The 14,721-nt window shown below is 68.6% G+C and carries 16 protein-coding genes; 9 read left to right on the top strand and 7 right to left on the bottom strand.

Features of this window, described 5'->3' with window-relative positions:
* Nucleotides 1-28: 28 nt before the first annotated feature.
* The gene (locus AC07NF_RS12160; RefSeq protein ID WP_494626175.1) at nt 29-1,069 is read left to right on the top strand and encodes a S41 family peptidase; all 1,041 of its coding nucleotides are present in this window, start codon (nt 29-31) and stop codon (nt 1,067-1,069) included.
* 1 nt (nt 1,070) lies between these two features.
* Here the strand turns inward: AC07NF_RS12160 and AC07NF_RS12155 are convergent, their stop codons facing one another.
* Nucleotides 1,071-1,925 carry an acyl-CoA thioesterase gene (locus tag AC07NF_RS12155; protein ID WP_494626173.1) on the bottom strand — a complete coding sequence of 285 codons (855 nt, stop codon included), beginning with the start codon at nt 1,923-1,925 and terminating at the stop codon, nt 1,071-1,073.
* Nucleotides 1,926-2,006: 81 nt separating this feature from the next.
* Between AC07NF_RS12155 and AC07NF_RS12150 the strand changes: the two genes are divergently transcribed.
* A complete protein-coding gene (locus AC07NF_RS12150) occupies nt 2,007-2,921 on the top strand; it encodes a histone deacetylase family protein (RefSeq protein ID WP_494626171.1) in 915 nt (304 codons plus the stop codon).
* A gap of 65 nt (nt 2,922-2,986) precedes the next feature.
* Here the strand turns inward: AC07NF_RS12150 and AC07NF_RS12145 are convergent, their stop codons facing one another.
* From AC07NF_RS12145 to AC07NF_RS12135, 3 genes are all read right to left on the bottom strand, one after another.
* Entirely contained in the window at nt 2,987-3,085 is a 99-nt protein-coding gene (locus AC07NF_RS12145; RefSeq protein ID WP_295110033.1) for a hypothetical protein, read from the bottom strand.
* 217 nt (nt 3,086-3,302) lie between these two features.
* On the bottom strand, nt 3,303-3,722 hold the full coding sequence (locus tag AC07NF_RS12140; RefSeq protein ID WP_454718472.1) for a PaaI family thioesterase: 420 nt from the start codon (nt 3,720-3,722) through the stop codon (nt 3,303-3,305).
* A complete protein-coding gene (locus AC07NF_RS12135; protein ID WP_492816309.1) occupies nt 3,719-4,219 on the bottom strand; it encodes a PaaI family thioesterase in 501 nt (166 codons plus the stop codon). Before AC07NF_RS12135 ends, AC07NF_RS12140 begins: the two co-directional genes overlap by 4 nt.
* Nucleotides 4,220-4,244: 25 nt before the next feature.
* Here AC07NF_RS12135 and AC07NF_RS12130 point away from each other — a divergent pair, with 25 nt between their 5' ends.
* The gene (locus AC07NF_RS12130; protein WP_494626168.1) at nt 4,245-5,273 is read left to right on the top strand and encodes a ligase-associated DNA damage response exonuclease; all 1,029 of its coding nucleotides are present in this window, start codon (nt 4,245-4,247) and stop codon (nt 5,271-5,273) included.
* On the opposite strand, the gene AC07NF_RS12125 is transcribed toward AC07NF_RS12130, so the two are convergent.
* A complete protein-coding gene (locus AC07NF_RS12125) occupies nt 5,249-6,421 on the bottom strand; it encodes a citrate/2-methylcitrate synthase (RefSeq protein ID WP_494626166.1) in 1,173 nt (390 codons plus the stop codon). The genes AC07NF_RS12130 and AC07NF_RS12125 overlap by 25 nt on opposite strands.
* Nucleotides 6,422-6,497: 76 nt before the next feature.
* On the opposite strand from AC07NF_RS12125, the gene AC07NF_RS12120 reads away from it, so the two are divergent.
* From AC07NF_RS12120 to queG, 5 genes are all read left to right on the top strand, one after another.
* The gene (locus AC07NF_RS12120; RefSeq protein WP_494626164.1) at nt 6,498-7,583 is read left to right on the top strand and encodes a citrate synthase/methylcitrate synthase; all 1,086 of its coding nucleotides are present in this window, start codon (nt 6,498-6,500) and stop codon (nt 7,581-7,583) included.
* Between the two features lie 31 nt (nt 7,584-7,614).
* Nucleotides 7,615-8,538 carry a cation diffusion facilitator family transporter gene (locus AC07NF_RS12115; RefSeq protein ID WP_494626162.1) on the top strand — a complete coding sequence of 308 codons (924 nt, stop codon included), beginning with the start codon at nt 7,615-7,617 and terminating at the stop codon, nt 8,536-8,538.
* A 31-nt stretch (nt 8,539-8,569) separates the two neighbouring features.
* Nucleotides 8,570-10,021: a D-glycero-beta-D-manno-heptose-7-phosphate kinase gene (rfaE1, locus tag AC07NF_RS12110; protein ID WP_494626160.1), complete on the top strand. Its 1,452-nt coding sequence runs from the start codon at nt 8,570-8,572 to the stop codon at nt 10,019-10,021.
* Nucleotides 10,022-10,136: 115 nt separating this feature from the next.
* Entirely contained in the window at nt 10,137-10,823 is a 687-nt protein-coding gene (gene fzlA / locus AC07NF_RS12105) for an FtsZ-binding protein FzlA (protein ID WP_492816321.1), read from the top strand.
* Complete coding sequence (queG, locus tag AC07NF_RS12100; RefSeq protein WP_494626157.1) at nt 10,804-11,919, top strand: tRNA epoxyqueuosine(34) reductase QueG; 1,116 nt, start codon at nt 10,804-10,806, stop codon at nt 11,917-11,919. Before fzlA ends, queG begins: the two co-directional genes overlap by 20 nt.
* On the opposite strand, the gene AC07NF_RS12095 is transcribed toward queG, so the two are convergent.
* On the bottom strand, nt 11,920-12,795 hold the full coding sequence (locus AC07NF_RS12095; RefSeq protein WP_494626155.1) for a UTP--glucose-1-phosphate uridylyltransferase: 876 nt from the start codon (nt 12,793-12,795) through the stop codon (nt 11,920-11,922).
* A 162-nt stretch (nt 12,796-12,957) separates the two neighbouring features.
* Between AC07NF_RS12095 and bamJ the strand changes: the two genes are divergently transcribed.
* The gene (bamJ, locus tag AC07NF_RS12090) at nt 12,958-13,455 is read left to right on the top strand and encodes a BamJ family beta-barrel-assembly machinery protein (RefSeq protein ID WP_494626153.1); all 498 of its coding nucleotides are present in this window, start codon (nt 12,958-12,960) and stop codon (nt 13,453-13,455) included.
* A 3-nt stretch (nt 13,456-13,458) separates the two neighbouring features.
* Here bamJ and AC07NF_RS12085 read toward each other — a convergent pair whose 3' ends face one another.
* Nucleotides 13,459-14,661, bottom strand: coding sequence for a threonine ammonia-lyase (locus tag AC07NF_RS12085; RefSeq protein ID WP_492816329.1), 1,203 nt, complete (start codon nt 14,659-14,661; stop codon nt 13,459-13,461).
* Nucleotides 14,662-14,721: the final 60 nt, after the last annotated feature.

Below are 14,721 nucleotides of genomic sequence, written 5' to 3'. Positions count from 1 at the left end.
CTGCCCGCGACTTCGAAGGGGATCTCGCATGCGCCGCCTGCTCACCACCGCCGCCCTGGCCCTGTGCCTGGCCTCGCCGGCCTTCGCCGCCGAGGAACTGACCGCCAAGCAGGCCGGCCAGGTGGTCGACACGCTGGTCGGCCAGATGGGCGACTATTTCGACACCGCCAAGGCTCAAGCGGTGCGCGTGGCGCTGAAGGCCCAGCGCGGCCAGCTGAGCAAGATCCACGACCGCCAGGCCCTGGCCGAGGCGCTCAGCGCCATCACCTTGAAGACCTCGGGCGACCAGCACCTGAAGGTCTCGGTGACGACGGCCAACGCCGGCGTCGCCAGCGTCAGCGACGCCGACCAGGCCCTGATCGACCAGCGCCTGGCCTACGGCCTGATGGCGGCCCGGCGGCTGCCGGCCAATATCGGCTATCTGAAGCTACGCTACTTCGAGCAGACGCAGGCCGGCGCCGACCTGATCGACGCCGCCATGGGCCTGCTGCAGCATACCGACGCCCTGATCATCGACCTGCGCGAGAACACCGGCGGCGGCGGAGCGTCCGACGCCCGTCTGCTGGGGCATCTGTCGAAGACGCCGCTGGTCATGACCCGTATCCACTGGCGCCAGCCGAACGGCGGCGAGACGGTCGAGCAGCGCCAGGTCACCGTCCCGGCCTCGGGGCCGCTCTATGCCGACAAGCCGGTGTTCGTGCTGACCGCCAACCGCACCTTCTCGGCCGCCGAGGCCTTCGCCTACGACATCCAGGCCAATAAGCGCGGCATGCTGATCGGGACCAAGACCCGCGGCGGCGGCAATCCGGCCAACCGCCCGACACCGGGCCTGGGCTTTGGCCTCGTCGCCTTCGTGCCCAACGGCTGGACCGAGCATCCGCTGACCGGCAAGGGCTGGGACGGCGTGGGTGTGAAGCCCGACGTCGAGACCGACGCGGCCCTGACCGAGGCCTACCGCCGCGCGCTGGCCGTCGCCAAGCCGCTGGTCTCGACCCCGAAGTCGGAAAAGGAGCGCGCCGACGCCATCGCCGATCCGGCGACGACGCTGACGGCGGACCAGAAGCTTTAGACTACTTCCGCACCCGCATCAGGCATTCCTGCGCCACCGAGGCCACCAGTCGGCCGTCCTTGCCGTACATCTGACCGCGCACCAGGCCGCGACCCTGCGAGGCGCTGGGGCTGTCCTGGGCGAACAGGGTCCAGTCGTTGAAGTCGAACGGATGGTGGAACCACATGGCGTGGTCCAGGCTGGCGGCCTGCAGGCCAGGCGTGGTCCAGATCAGGCCGTGCGGCCGCAGAGCGCTTTCCATGAAGGCCATGTCCGACGCATAGGCCAGGGCGGCCTGCTGCATGCGGATGTCATCGCCCAGCGGGGCCTTGGCGCGCATCCACACCTGCTTGGTGCCGGACTTCTTCACCGGGGCCATCGGGTTTTGCATGTCGACCCAGCGGGTGTCGACGGGGCGCGGACGCTCGGCCAGGGCGATGATCTTGGGATGGATCTGGTCGCCCAGGCTTTTGAGGAACTCGGCCTCGGTCGGCAGGCTGTCGGGATCAGGTGCGTCGGGCCGCTCGAACTGGTGCTCGAAGCCGTCTTCCGGCGTCTGGAACGAGGCGGCCAGGTTGAAGATCTGCTCGCCATGCTGAATGGCGGCCACCCGACGGGTGGTGAAGGTGCCGCCGTCGCGGGCCCGCTCGACCTCGTAGAGCACGGGGGCGTTCACGTCGCCGGGCCGGATGAAATAGGCGTGCAGCGAGTGGCAGACCCGGTCCGGCACGGTCTTGTAGGCCGCCAGCAGGGCTTGGGCGATCACCAGCCCGCCGAAGATGCGCGGGAAGCCGTCGTTCGGGCTGACGCCTCGGAACAGGTTCACCTCGATCGGTTCGAGGTCGAGGATGTCGGACAGGGTCTCGGTCGTCTGCATGGCGCAGTGCGATAAGCCTCGTTTTGCTGCATCGCAAGACGTCACCTTGCGTCAGGCGAACCGGGTCCCCATCGTGGGACGATGCGCCGCAGCCCGCCCGTGATCCATCACCCCGCCTTCCGCGCCGAGATGCCGGCGGGGCATCGCTTTCCGATGGACAAGTTCTCGCGCCTGGCCAGCGTGCTGGAGGCCGAAGGCGTTCCGGGTTCGGACGGCTTTCACAGGCCTGAATTCATTGATGTCGAGACCCTGCGGCTGGCGCATACGGAAGACTATGTCCGGGGCGTGATCGAGCTCTCTTTGCCCGCCGACGTGGTCCGGCGCATTGGCATGCCCAATACCGACAGTGTCGCGACCCGGGCGAGGGCGGCCACCGGCGGCACCCTGTTGGCGGCGCGGCTGGCGCTGGAGCATGGCGTCGCCTGCAATACGGCGGGCGGCAGCCATCACGCCTCGGCGGAAAGCGGCGCGGGGTTCTGCGTGTTCAACGATGTGGCGGTGGCGGCGCGTCGGCTGCTGGCGGAGGGGCTTATCGGGCAGGCCCTGGTCGTCGATCTGGACGTCCATCAGGGCGACGGCACGGCGCGGATCTTCGAGGACGATTCCAGCGTCTTCACGCTGTCGATGCATGCCGAGAAGAACTTCCCGCATCGCAAGGCGGTCAGCGATCTGGACGTCGAGCTAGCCGACGGGACCGGTGATGCGGCTTATCTGGAAAAGCTGGAAGCGATCCTGCCGGCGCTGTTTAGCAGCGTCCGGCCTGACATCGTCTTCTTCAATGCGGGAGTGGATCCGCACGCGGACGACAAGCTGGGCCGTCTGTCGCTGACCGATGACGGTCTGGCGCGACGAGAGGCCTATGTCCTGGGCGCTTGTCTTTCTCTTGAGATCCCCGTGGTCGGGGTCATCGGTGGCGGCTACGACGCGGATATCGACCGCTTGGCTGCTCGCCACGCCATCCTGCATCGGACAGCCAAGTCTCTGTATTCTCGGTAGTTCTGTGGCCATCTCCGTCGAGGCGGCTCGGATGAGCGGCCCGACGGAGTTTACGCGGCGATCACTTAGAAGCTCGTGACGAGCGAACCGGCGATAACGACGAGCGGCAGAACCGCGAGAACGAGCGAGGCGAGGCCGGCGACGGCGTTGGTCTTCATGGTCATGGTCTTGATCCCTGTTTTTGTTGTCCGGCGCCCGTTGGCGTCCGGTGATCAGGGATATAGGCGTCGACTCCGGTTAATGCACGTTACTCATGCTTCATGACGCCGATTTAAGAAACTTTGTCGCACCTAATCGGCATTACAGAGGATTAATGTCGTCGCTGAATTTAGTTTCCTGGGAAACTTTATCCTTTGAGACGATTATTCCGGCCCCGGAGCGTTAATCCTCACTGGGCGCGACGAGAAACAACCCCCGCATCGTCGCGATGGGGGCGGAACGTGTCTCCTGCCAGGCCTCGACATGGACGTTGGCGATCCGGCGGCCCAGCTTCTTGATGCTGGCGCGGGCATAGGTGGTCAGTGGCCGGCCCGAGCGCAGATACTCGATCGAGACGTCGATAGTGCGCGGCTGGCGCTTCATCGGCGCGGCCACCGACAGTTGGGCCAGGGCCGTCATCTCCATGAAGGCCCCCAACACGCCGCCGTGGATGGCGGGCAGCATCGGATTGCCGACGATGTGCTGGGCGAAGGGCAGGATGGCGGTCATCTCGTCCCCGGCCAGCTCGGCCTTGATGCCCAGGAAGCGGGCGTAGGGGATCGAGTCCAGCATCGAGATCAGGCGGGTGTCGGCGTCGCTCATTGGCCGGTGCTCCCGGTCTTGGCCCGCGTCTCGCGCGGCGGCTTGAGGTTGGCGCCGGGTTTCTTGCCGGCGCTGCTATCCAGCATGAAGGTCGCCTGGGCTGTGGCCACGGGATCCTCCGGATCGCGGTCGTAAGCCACGGCGCGGACGAAGGCGATCGAGCGGGTCAGCTTGTAGCAGTGGGCGCGGGCCAGCACGTCCAGGCCCGGCTCGGCCGCGCGCATATAGTCGATGCGCAGGTCGAGGGTGGCGATCGAGGTCCAGGTCTCCATCGAGGCGTGCACGGCCTGGCCGCTGGCATGATCCAGCAGGGTGGTGACCACCCCGCCGGCGATGACCCCGGTCTCGGGATCGCCGATGATCTCGGGCCGGTAAGGCACCTTCAGGATCGCGACGCTGTCGCCGATCTCCAGGGTCGTGAAGCCCAAGGCCTTGGCCTGGGGGCTGCCCTCGTTCATCGCCGTGGCGATCATGCGGCTCTGTTCGTTGTCGCTCATGAGGATAGGCTTAGCGTCTTCCGCGTTGTCATATCCAGCCGTGATCAAGCCCGAAGACCTTCTCTGTCCCCGACCAGGCGGCCTCTACTGCCCGCCGGGAGACTTCTATATCGACCCTGTCCGCCCCGTGGACCGGGCGGTGATCACCCATGGCCACGCCGACCACGCCCGCGCCGGCCATGGGACGGTGGCCGCCACGCCCGAGACCCTGGCGATCATGGCGACCCGCTACGGCGATGACTTCACTGAGCGCCGCCAGGCGGTCCCCTACGGCGAGACCATCACCCACAACGGCGTCGAGGTGACCCTGGTCCCGGCCGGCCACGTGCTGGGCTCGGCCCAGGCGGTAGTGCGCTGGAAGGGCCTGACCATGGTGGTGTCCGGCGACTACAAGCGCCGCCGCGATCCGACCTGCGCCCGGTTCGAGCCCGTCCCGTGCGACGTCTTCATCACCGAGGCGACCTTCGGCCTGCCGGTCTTCCGCCATCCCGATGATGCGGGCGAGATCAGGAGCCTGCTGGCCTCGGTCGAGCAGTTTCCCGAGCGCTGCCACATCGTCGGCGCCTATGCCCTGGGCAAGGCGCAGCGGGTGATCAAGCTGCTGCGCGAGGGTGGCTGGGACAAGCCGATCTTCGTGCATGGGGCGCTGGAGAAGCTGAACGCCTTGTACGAGGCGCACGGCGTCGAGCTCGGCCCGCTGGCGCCGGCGACGTCGACGGGCCCGAAGGACGCCTTCGCGGGCCAGATCATCATCGCGCCGCCTAGCGCCGTGGCCGACCGCTGGTCGCGGCGGTTTCCGGACCCGGTGGACTGCTTCGCCTCGGGCTGGATGCGGGTGCGGGCGCGCGCGAGGCAGCGGGGCGTGGAGCTGCCGCTGATCCTCTCCGACCATGCCGACTGGGACGAGCTGACGTCGACCTTGAGCGAGCTACGGCCGGGCGAGGTCTGGATTACCCACGGTCGCGAAGAGGCGCTCGAACGCTGGTGTGAGCTAGAAGGCTTGCCGGCGCGGGCGCTGCGGCTGGTCGGCTACGACGAGGAAGAGGGCGAGTAGCCTTCCGGCGCGACGCCGACGTATCGCGCTCTGGGGCGGATCAGCCGCCCCGTTTGCAGTTGCTCGATCGCGTGCGCCGCCCAGCCAGCGCTCCTCGCCGTCGCGAACAGGATGAACGGCGCGTCCGGCGGCAGTTTCAGGGTGCGCGCCAGGGTCACCAGGGCGAAATCGATATTGGGCGCGAGGCCGGTGGCGGCTTCGGTCACGGTGCGCAGATCGGCCAGCAGGGGCGGGGCCTCGAAGGCCGCCAGCAGCGCCGCCGCACGAGGATCGCCGTCAGGATAGAGCGGATGGTCGAAGCCGGGCATCGACGCGCCTCGGGCCAGCCGCGCCGTCACCGCATGGTTGGCGTCGCGGCGTTCGGCTTCCTCGACGAAGGCCTCGACCCGCGCGGCCATGCCGCCGTGCAGGGGTCCCGACAGCGCCGAGAGTCCCGCCAGACAGGCGGCCGACAGCGACGCTCCCGTTGAGGCTGCCACCCGCGCCGCGAAGGTCGAGGCGTTCAGCTCGTGGTCGGCCAGCAGCACCAGGGTGCGGCGGACCAGATCGGCGCCGGCCGCGTCTAGGCCCCAGGCGGCGGCGAAGCGGGCGTGGGCTGATCCTTCGCCGGTCTGGCCGGTGGCGGCGTCGACCACGGCTTCCAGCAGGTCGGCGGCTTCCATGGCGAGCGCGAGGGGCGCACGGCCTCGAGCGGGCGGTTCGCGACCGGCGCGGGCGGCGAGGGTGAGGAACAGCCGACCTCGCGCACTGTCGGCGACTGGCGGCTCGGGCCGACGCGACGACTTCAGCGCCGCGCCATGGCCGCCGCGCAGCAGCCGGCCGACATTCTCCAGCGTCAGGCCCTGCTCTGCCAGTTCGACGGCGTCGCGGCCTCGGTACCAGAGGCGGCCTCCAGCGACGGTGGTGATCGCCGAGGGCAGAACGGGTTCGCCCCAGGCGATGGCTTCGGCGGCGACGTCGGCGGCGCGGCGGCCGCGCGCCTTCTTCTGCGCCAGGGCGGCGACGTCCGAGGCGCGATAGAGGCTCCGGCGCGGGTCGTGAGGATGGGCGGCGGCCTCGATCCGGCCCCGACTGACATAGGCGTAGAGGGTCTGCGGCCGGATCCCCAGCCGCTCCAGAACCTGATCCGCGTCCAGCCAATCCGCCATATAGATTGATTATATTGATCAAGATTGACGATCAAGTCTCGCGGGCGCTTTTCATCGACACGAAAGGAGACCGCACATGTCTGATGGTCTTGAGGGCGTCATCGCCGCCCGCACCGTTCTGTCCGATGTCGACGGGGCCAAGGGCCGCCTGGTGATCCGGGGTTACGCCGTCGAGGATCTGTCGGGCCGCACCCGCTACGAGGAGGCCGCGCACTTGCTGTTCGACGGCTTCTTCGAGGATGCGCCGTCCGACCTGGCGCCGGCCCTGGGCGAGGCCCGCGTCCGCGCCTTCGCCGAGGTCGCCGCCCTGGACGAGGGCCTGGCCCGTCGCGATCCGGTCGAGTCCATGCGCGCCCTGCTGGCCCGCCTGCCCGACGGCGACGACCTGAAGACCGCGCTGCTGCTGATCGCCGCCCCGGCAGTCTTCACGCCCGCCGTGCTGCGCGTGGCCAAGGGCGAGAGCCCGGTCGCGCCCGATCCAGCCCTGTCGCACGCCGCCGACATCCTGCGCATGACGCGCGGCGCGCCCGCCACCGACGCCGAGGCCGCCGCGCTGGACGCCTATCTGGTCACGGTCTGCGACCACGGCCTCAACGCCTCGACCTTCGCCGCCCGCGTGGTGGCTTCCACCCGCGCGGGCCTGACCTCGGCGGTGCTGGCCGGGCTGTCGGCGCTGAAGGGTCCGCTGCACGGCGGTGCGCCAGGCCCGGTGATCGAGATGCTGGACGAGATCGGCACGCCGGAGAACGCTCGCCCCTGGCTGGAGAAGGCCCTGGCGCGCGGCGATCGGCTGATGGGGTTCGGCCACCGCATCTACCGGGTCCGCGACCCCCGCGCCGACGCCCTGAAAGCGGCCGTGCGCAAGCTGGCCGACGCCTCGCCCAGCCTGCCCGGCCGCGTCGCCTTCGCCGAGGCCGTCGAGCAGGCGGCGCTGGAGATCCTGCGCGAGCACAAGCCTGACCGACCACTGGACACCAATGTCGAGTTCTACACGGCGCTGTTGCTCGAGGCCCTGGGCCTGCCGCCGGCCAGCTTCACCTGCGTGTTCGCCATGGGGCGCGTGTCCGGGTGGCTGGCCCACGCCCGCGAGCAACTGGCCGGCGGACGGCTGATCCGGCCGCAGTCGGTCTATGTCGGGCCAGAGGTGCGTGCGGCGGCTTAGGTTTCCGCATCGGTTGCGGTAGATAGGGCTCATGTCCCTGTCCGCCGCCGCCGATCCCAAGGCCACCCGCAATGTCGCCCTGCTGTCCGTGGCGACGGCGACCGTCCTGATCATCGTCAAGGCGATCGCCTGGCGGGCCAGCGACAGCGTGGCGATCCTGGCCTCGTTGTCGGACTCGGCGCTGGACCTGGTGGCCTCGCTGGTCACCCTGTTCGCGGTCCGCTACGCCGCCGCCCCGCCGGATGCCGAGCACCGCTTCGGCCATGGCAAGGCCGAGGCCTTCTCCAGCCTGGTGCAGGGCGGCCTGGTCTTCGCATCTGGCGCGCTGATCGGGCGCGAGGCCTTCAACGCCTTCCTCCATCCGCGTCCGGTCGAACACGGCCTGGCCGGGGTGATCGTGATGATCATCTCGATCGTCCTGACCCTGGGTTTGATCACCGCCCAGACGCGCGTGCTGAAGGCCAGCGGCTCGATCGCCATCGCCGGCGATCGCGCCCACTACGCCGCCGACCTGGGCTCGAACGCCGTGGCCCTGGTGGGCGTCGCGGCGGCCTCGTGGCTGGGCCTGTCGTGGGTCGATGCGGCGGCGGGCCTGGTCGTGGCGCTGTGGCTGATCTGGGGCGCGATCGGCGTGTTCCGCGAGGCCTCGGGCCAGTTGATGGACACCGAACTGCCCGAGGAGGACCGCGCCAGGATCCTGGCCCTGGCCACCGCCGACCCGCGCATCCTGGGCGTCCACCAGCTGCGCACCCGCGCTTCGGGACCCTATGTCCACATGCAGATGCACGCCGATCTGGCCGCCGACATCTCCCTGGCCGACGCCCACACCATCATGGTCGAGGCCGAGAACCGCCTGCTGGAGGCCTTCCCGGCGGCCGATATCCTGATCCACCCGGATCCGCGCGGTAAGGCCGAGCCGCACGGCGGCCTCTTCGCCCAACCCGTCGAGGGTTGAGTTCTCCGAGCGTGTGAGAGTACGGAACCGCATGAACGACGCTCTCTCCCATCTCCCCCGCGCCTTTTCCGGCAAGACCGTGCTGGTCCTTGGCGACGTGATGCTGGACCGCTTCATTTATGGCGCGGTTGACCGCATCTCGCCCGAGGCGCCGGTGCCGGTGATCGCGGTCGAGAAGGAAACCGCCATGCTGGGTGGGGCGGGCAATGTCGCGCGCAATGTCGCCGCGCTGGGCGCCAAGGCAGTGCTGATCGGCCTGGTCGGCCAGGACGACGCCGGCGCGGCCCTGCGCGGCATGATCGACGCCGAGCCCGGTCTGGAGGCCGAGCTGGTCGCCGATCCCAAGCGCCGTACGACTGAGAAGGTTCGCTACATCTCCGGCTCGCACCAGATGCTGCGCGTCGACCGCGAGGACCGCGGTCCTGGCGACGCTGCCACCCTGCTGGCCGCCTTCAAGGCCCGCCTGGCCGCCGCCGACGTCGTGGTGCTGTCCGACTATGCCAAGGGCGTGCTGACCGCCGAGGTCGTGCGCGGGGCGATCGACGCGGCCCGCGCCGCCGGCAAGCCGGTGATCGTCGACCCCAAGAGCCGCGACTTCGCCCGCTATGACGGCGCGACCCTGATCAAGCCCAACCGCAAGGAGGCCGCCGAGGCCACGGGCATCACCGACAATTCCGACGAGGCTTCCGAAGACGCCGGCGCGGCGATCCTGGCCATGGCGCCGGGGCTGGAAGCGGCCCTGATCACCCGCGGCGGCGCGGGTATGACGCTCTCCGTGCGCGGCGAGGCTCCGGTGCATCTGCCGGCCACCGCCATCGAGGTGTTCGACGTCTCCGGCGCCGGCGACACCGTGGCCGCGACCCTGGCCCTGGCCGTGGCGGCCGGCGCGAGCCTCCCCGACGCCGCGCACCTGGCCAACCTGGCCGGCGGCCTGGTGGTCGCCAAGCTGGGCACGGACGTCGTCACCGCCGCGGAGCTGACCGCCGTCGCCGCCTCGGCCCTGGGCGAGCCCGGTGAGATCAAGATCGCCGACCGCGACCAGGCGCGGCAGATCGTCGAGGGCTGGCGGGCGCGGGGCCTGAAGGTCGGCTTCACCAACGGCTGCTTCGACCTTCTGCACCCCGGCCACGTCTCGCTGCTCAGCCAGGCCAAGGCCGCCTGCGACCGGCTGATCGTCGGCCTCAACACCGACGCCTCGGTCTCCAAGCTGAAGGGCCCGACCCGGCCGGTGCAGAAGGAGACGGGGCGCGCCACGGTGCTGGCCTCGCTGTCGTCGGTCGACCTCGTGGTGCTGTTCGGCGAGGACACCCCGCTGGAGCTGATCAAGGCCTTCCGCCCCGACGTGCTGGTCAAGGGCGCCGACTACACGGTCGAGACCGTCGTCGGCTCGGATGTCGTGCTCGGCTATGGCGGCAAGGTCGTGTTGGCCGAACTCAAGCAGGGCCAGAGCACCACCAACCTGATTGCGAGAATGAACAGCTAACTTGAGTCAAAGCGCCGCACAAAGGCCTGCTTTTCTTGGGTAAACCCCGTTCGGCAACCTCTTGTTAAGCAAAGCGGCGCATCGCTCTTTCGATGCAGCCTGAGCGCACCTGGGCATGAGCGTCGAACGCACCCTCCACCACTTCCCCCTGGACCCCGCCTCGCGACAAGTGCGTCTGGCGCTGGGCGAGAAGCGGCTGCCGTTCGTCGAGATCCAGGTTCGTTACTGGGAGATGCCGCCCGAGTTCACCTCGCTGAACCCGTCGGGCCTGCCGCCGGTGCTGGTCGAGACCCGCAACCAGCGCAACCTGGTGGTCTGCGAGACGCGGGCCATTCTCGAGCACATCGAAGAGACCGAAAGCGAGCCGGCGCTGCTGGGCCGCGACGCCGGCGAACGGGCCGAGGCCCGCCGCCTGCTGCAGTGGTTCGACCGCAAGTTCGACAACGAGGTCAACGGCTTCCTCCTGCACGAGAAGATGGAGAAGCGCCTGCTGCGGATGGGCGCGCCGGACCTGGCCGCCTTGCGCCAGGGCCGCGAGGCGCTGCGCCATCACCTGGGCTACATCGATGGCCTGCTGCAGACCCGCGACTGGCTGGCCGGTCGCCGCATGAGCCTGGCCGACTTCGCCGCCGCCGCCCATCTGTCGGTGATCGACTATTTCGGCGACGTGCCGTGGAAGGACTTCCAGGCGGCCAAGACCTGGTACATGAAGCTGAAGTCGAGGCCGGCCTTCCGTCCGATCCTGGCCGACCGCTGGCCCGGCCTCGCGCCGGCCGCGCATTATGACGACCTCGATTTCTGACCTCTCTTCCGAAGCGATCAAGGACGAGATCCGCGCCGAGGCCCTGAGCCTGGGGTTCTCGACCTGTGGCTTCGCCGATGCGGCGGCGGCCTGGCCGAACGGCGAGTGGCTGAAGGCCTTTGTCGAGGCCGAGCGTCACGGCGACATGGGCTGGATGGAAGAGACGCTGGAGCGGCGCTCGCACCCCACGGCCATGTGGACCGAGGCCAAGTCGGCGGTGGTGCTGGGGGTCAACTACGGCCCCGACATCGATCCGCTGGAGCAGCTCAAATCTACGAGTGATGCGGCCATCTCGGTCTACGCCCAGGGCGACGACTATCACGACGTCATCAAGAAGCGCCTGAAGGTGCTGGCCGGCTGGATGCATCGCCGGTTCGGCAAGGACGTGAAGGTCTTCGTCGACACCGCGCCGCTGATGGAAAAGCCGCTGGCCCAGCGCGCGGGCCTGGGCTGGCAGGGCAAGCACACCAACCTGGTCTCGCGCCAGTTCGGCTCATGGCTGTTCCTGGGCAGCGTGCTGACGACGCTGGACCTGCCGCCGGACGAGGCCGAGGTCGACCACTGCGGCCGATGCAGCGCCTGTCTCGACATCTGCCCGACTAACGCCTTCCCGGCCCCGCGCCAGCTGGATGCGCGGCGGTGCATCTCTTACCTGACCATCGAGCTGGCCGGCCCGATCCCGGCGGAGTTTCGCGAGCCGATGGGCAACCGGATCTATGGCTGTGACGACTGCCTGGCGATCTGCCCGTGGAACAAGTTCGCGTCGCTCTCCAGCGAAGCCAAACTCCAGGCCCGCGAGGCGCTGAAGCAGCCGTCTCTGGCCGAGCTGGCGGTGCTGGACGACACCGAATTTCGGGCGTTGTTCTCGAAGAACCCGATCAAGCGCATTGGCCGGGATCGCTTTGTCCGCAACGTGCTCTACGCGATCGGCAACAGCGGCGATGCGAGCCTGATGGCGGTGGTCGAGCCGTTGCTCGCCGACCCCGCGCCGGTGGTGCGCGGCGCGGCGGTCTGGGCCGCGCGGCGACTGCTCGGAGACGCCTCGGCGCTGAAGCGCGCCGAGGACGATCCCGAAGTTCTGGCCGAGTGGGCCTAGTTAGGCCTTCAGAGCCGCTTCCACGGCCACGCGGGCCGCGGCGCCCAGGTCGGCGCGCTTCAGGGCCAGGGCGACATTGGCCTTCAGCAGGCCGATCTTGTCGCCGCAGTCGTGGGTGACGCCTTCATAGACATAGGCGTGGAAGTCCTGGACCTTCATCAGCTTGGCCATCGAGTCCGTCAGCTGGATCTCGTTGCCCGCGCCCTTTTCCTGCTCGGCCAGCAGGTCGAAGATCTCGGGTTGCAGGATATAGCGGCCGGCGATCGACCAGTTCGAGGGGGCCGTACCCTGGGCGGGCTTCTCGACCATGCCGGTCATGGTGGCCAGGCGGCCGTTCACTTCGCCCGGGGCGACGATGCCGTACTTGTGGGTCTCGCTGGCGGGCACTTCCTCGACGCCGATGACATTGCCGCCGCCGACCTTGTCATAGACCTCGATCAGTTGGCCCAGCGCCGAGGGATCAGCGTCGACGATGACGTCGGGCAGCATGACCGCGAACGGCTCGTCGCCGATGATGTCGCGGGCGCACCACACCGCGTGGCCCAGGCCCAGCGGGGCCATCTGGCGCACGAAGCTCATCTCGCCCGGCTTGGGCAGCTCGTCGCGCAGTTGCTTGAGGATATCGAGCTTGCCCTTGGCTTCCAGCTGGGCTTCCAGCTCGACCTGGTGGTCGAAATAGTCCTCGATCGCGCCCTTGCTGCGACCGGTGACGAAGACGAAGTGCTCGATGCCGGCCTTGCGGCCTTCTTCGACGATGTACGACAGGATCGGCCGATCGACGACGTTCAGCAGCTCCTTCGGGGTCGTCTTGGTGCCCGGCAGCACGCGGGTGCCCAGACCGGCGACGGGAAGGACGGCTTTACGGACGGGTTTCATGAGCAGCTCGTCTGAATATTGGGACGCTGTTTCTAGAAAAGCTTGTCGACGAAAGCCACCACTGTTCCGTGAAAAGTATGCATCAGCCCGTCGGTGTTCATCCGGAGATGGAATCCCGGGCTCTTCGTGCTAGCTGAACGGCCTGATTGTTCGAGGTTCTTCATGCATCGTCGCGCCCTGCTTCTCACCCTGGCCGCCGCCGGCCTGACCCTGGCCGCGTGCGGTCCCAGCAAGAAGGCCCAGGAGAACCTCTCGATCGCCGACGCCTTCATGGCCAAGAACGCCAAGGAACCGGGCGTCGTCACCCTGCCGCAGGGCCTGCAATACAAGGTCGTGCGCGAAGGCCCGCAGGGCGGCCTGCACCCGAACAAGGCCGACGAGGTCAAGGTCCACTACGAAGGCAAGCTGATCGACGGCACGATCTTCGATAGCAGCTACGAGCGCGGCGTGCCGGCGGTGTTCCCGCTGGACGGCCTGGTGCCGGCCTGGGTCATCGCCCTGCAACGCATGAAGGCGGGCGACGAGTGGATCCTCTACGTGCCGCCGGCCCTGGGCTATGGCGCGCAGGACAAGGGCCCGATCCCGGCCAACAGCGTGATGATCTTCCGTATCGAGCTGCTGGACGTGAACCGCATCGCGCCGGGCAAGCCGAAGCAGTAGGGCCTAGACCACCCGCGGCGGGTAACCCTTGTCGCGCAGGGCGTTCATGACATCCTGGGTGTGCTGGGCGTCGCGGGTCTCGATGGTGATGTCGAACTCCGCGCCCTTGGCCGGCACGTCCAGGGCCAGGCGGTTGTGGTTCACTTCGATGATGTTGGCGCCCATGGTCCCGATCACGCTGGCCACGGTCGACAGCAGGCCCGGACGGTCGTCGCCGATGATGCGCAGGGACACCAGGCGCTGGGCGCGGACCAGTTCGCGGGTCAGCACCGAGGCCAAGAGGCGGGTGTCGATATTGCCGCCGCACAGGATCAGGCCACACTTCTTGCCCCGGAAGCGTTCCGGATAGGCCAGCAGCGCCGCCAGCGAGGCCGCGCCGGCCCCTTCGGCGATGGTCTTCTCGACATTGCAGTACAGGGCCACGGCCTGCTCGATATAGGGCTCTTCCAGCAGCAGCACGTCGTCGATCAGCGGACGGACGACGCTGTAGGTCAGCTCGCCGACCTGCTTGACCGCCACGCCTTCGGCGATGGTCTGGCCGCCGCAATGGGCCGCGACGCCGCGCATCTTGGCCGTGAACGACGGATACATCGCCGGCTCGCAGCCGATGATGTGGATGTCGTTCTTCAGGGCCTTGGCCGCCGTGGCCACGCCGCTGATCAGGCCGCCGCCGCCGATCGGTACGGGCAGGACCTCCAGGTCCGGCACGTCTTCCAGCATTTCCAGGGCGATCGTGCCCTGGCCGGCCATGATGTCGTAGTCGTCGAACGGGTGGACGAAGGTCAGGCCCTGCTCTTCGCGCAGCTTGCGGGCATGGGCGTTGGCGTCGTCATAGGTCTCGCCCTCGATGACCACGTTGGCCCCGAAGTCGCGGGTGTGCTGCACCTTCACGAACGGCGTGGTCTTGGGCATGACGATGGTCACGGGCACGCCCAGGCGGGCGCCGTGATAGGCCAGGCCCTGGGCGTGGTTGCCGGCGCTGGCGGCAATGACGCCCTTGGCCTTCTCGGCCTCCGAAAGCAGCATCAGCTTGTTCAGCGCGCCGCGCTCCTTGTAGGCGGCGGTGAATTGCAGGTTCTCGAACTTCACCCAGACTTCGGCGCCGGTGATCTTCGACAGCGTCTTGGAGTGGCGGCACGGCGTGCGCTCGATCTGACCCTTCAGGCGGCCGGCGGCGGCTTGGATGGCGGCGAGGTCGAGGGTCATAGGCGCTCCAGCACGAGAACTGCCGGGGCTCTAACACGGCCAAGCCGTCCGGGCACACCC

Source organism: Caulobacter sp. GW821-FHT10A06 (genome assembly GCF_059415805.1).
The sequence above is the reverse complement of the archived record's forward strand: the minus strand, read 5'-3'. Positions and strand labels throughout refer to the sequence as shown.

Coding starts and splice junctions, on each gene's coding strand:
- AC07NF_RS12160 (WP_494626175.1), top strand. CDS start 29: ATGCGCCGCCTGCTCACCACCGCCGCCCTGGCCCTGTGCCTGGCCTCG.
- AC07NF_RS12155 (WP_494626173.1), bottom strand. CDS start 1,925: ATGCAGACGACCGAGACCCTGTCCGACATCCTCGACCTCGAACCGATC.
- AC07NF_RS12150 (WP_494626171.1), top strand. CDS start 2,007: ATGCGCCGCAGCCCGCCCGTGATCCATCACCCCGCCTTCCGCGCCGAG.
- AC07NF_RS12145 (WP_295110033.1), bottom strand. CDS start 3,085: ATGACCATGAAGACCAACGCCGTCGCCGGCCTCGCCTCGCTCGTTCTC.
- AC07NF_RS12140 (WP_454718472.1), bottom strand. CDS start 3,722: ATGAGCGACGCCGACACCCGCCTGATCTCGATGCTGGACTCGATCCCC.
- AC07NF_RS12135 (WP_492816309.1), bottom strand. CDS start 4,219: ATGAGCGACAACGAACAGAGCCGCATGATCGCCACGGCGATGAACGAG.
- AC07NF_RS12125 (WP_494626166.1), bottom strand. CDS start 6,421: ATGGCGGATTGGCTGGACGCGGATCAGGTTCTGGAGCGGCTGGGGATC.
- AC07NF_RS12120 (WP_494626164.1), top strand. CDS start 6,498: ATGTCTGATGGTCTTGAGGGCGTCATCGCCGCCCGCACCGTTCTGTCC.
- AC07NF_RS12115 (WP_494626162.1), top strand. CDS start 7,615: ATGTCCCTGTCCGCCGCCGCCGATCCCAAGGCCACCCGCAATGTCGCC.
- rfaE1 (WP_494626160.1), top strand. CDS start 8,570: ATGAACGACGCTCTCTCCCATCTCCCCCGCGCCTTTTCCGGCAAGACC.
- fzlA (WP_492816321.1), top strand. CDS start 10,137: ATGAGCGTCGAACGCACCCTCCACCACTTCCCCCTGGACCCCGCCTCG.
- queG (WP_494626157.1), top strand. CDS start 10,804: ATGACGACCTCGATTTCTGACCTCTCTTCCGAAGCGATCAAGGACGAG.
- AC07NF_RS12095 (WP_494626155.1), bottom strand. CDS start 12,795: ATGAAACCCGTCCGTAAAGCCGTCCTTCCCGTCGCCGGTCTGGGCACC.
- bamJ (WP_494626153.1), top strand. CDS start 12,958: ATGCATCGTCGCGCCCTGCTTCTCACCCTGGCCGCCGCCGGCCTGACC.
- AC07NF_RS12085 (WP_492816329.1), bottom strand. CDS start 14,661: ATGACCCTCGACCTCGCCGCCATCCAAGCCGCCGCCGGCCGCCTGAAG.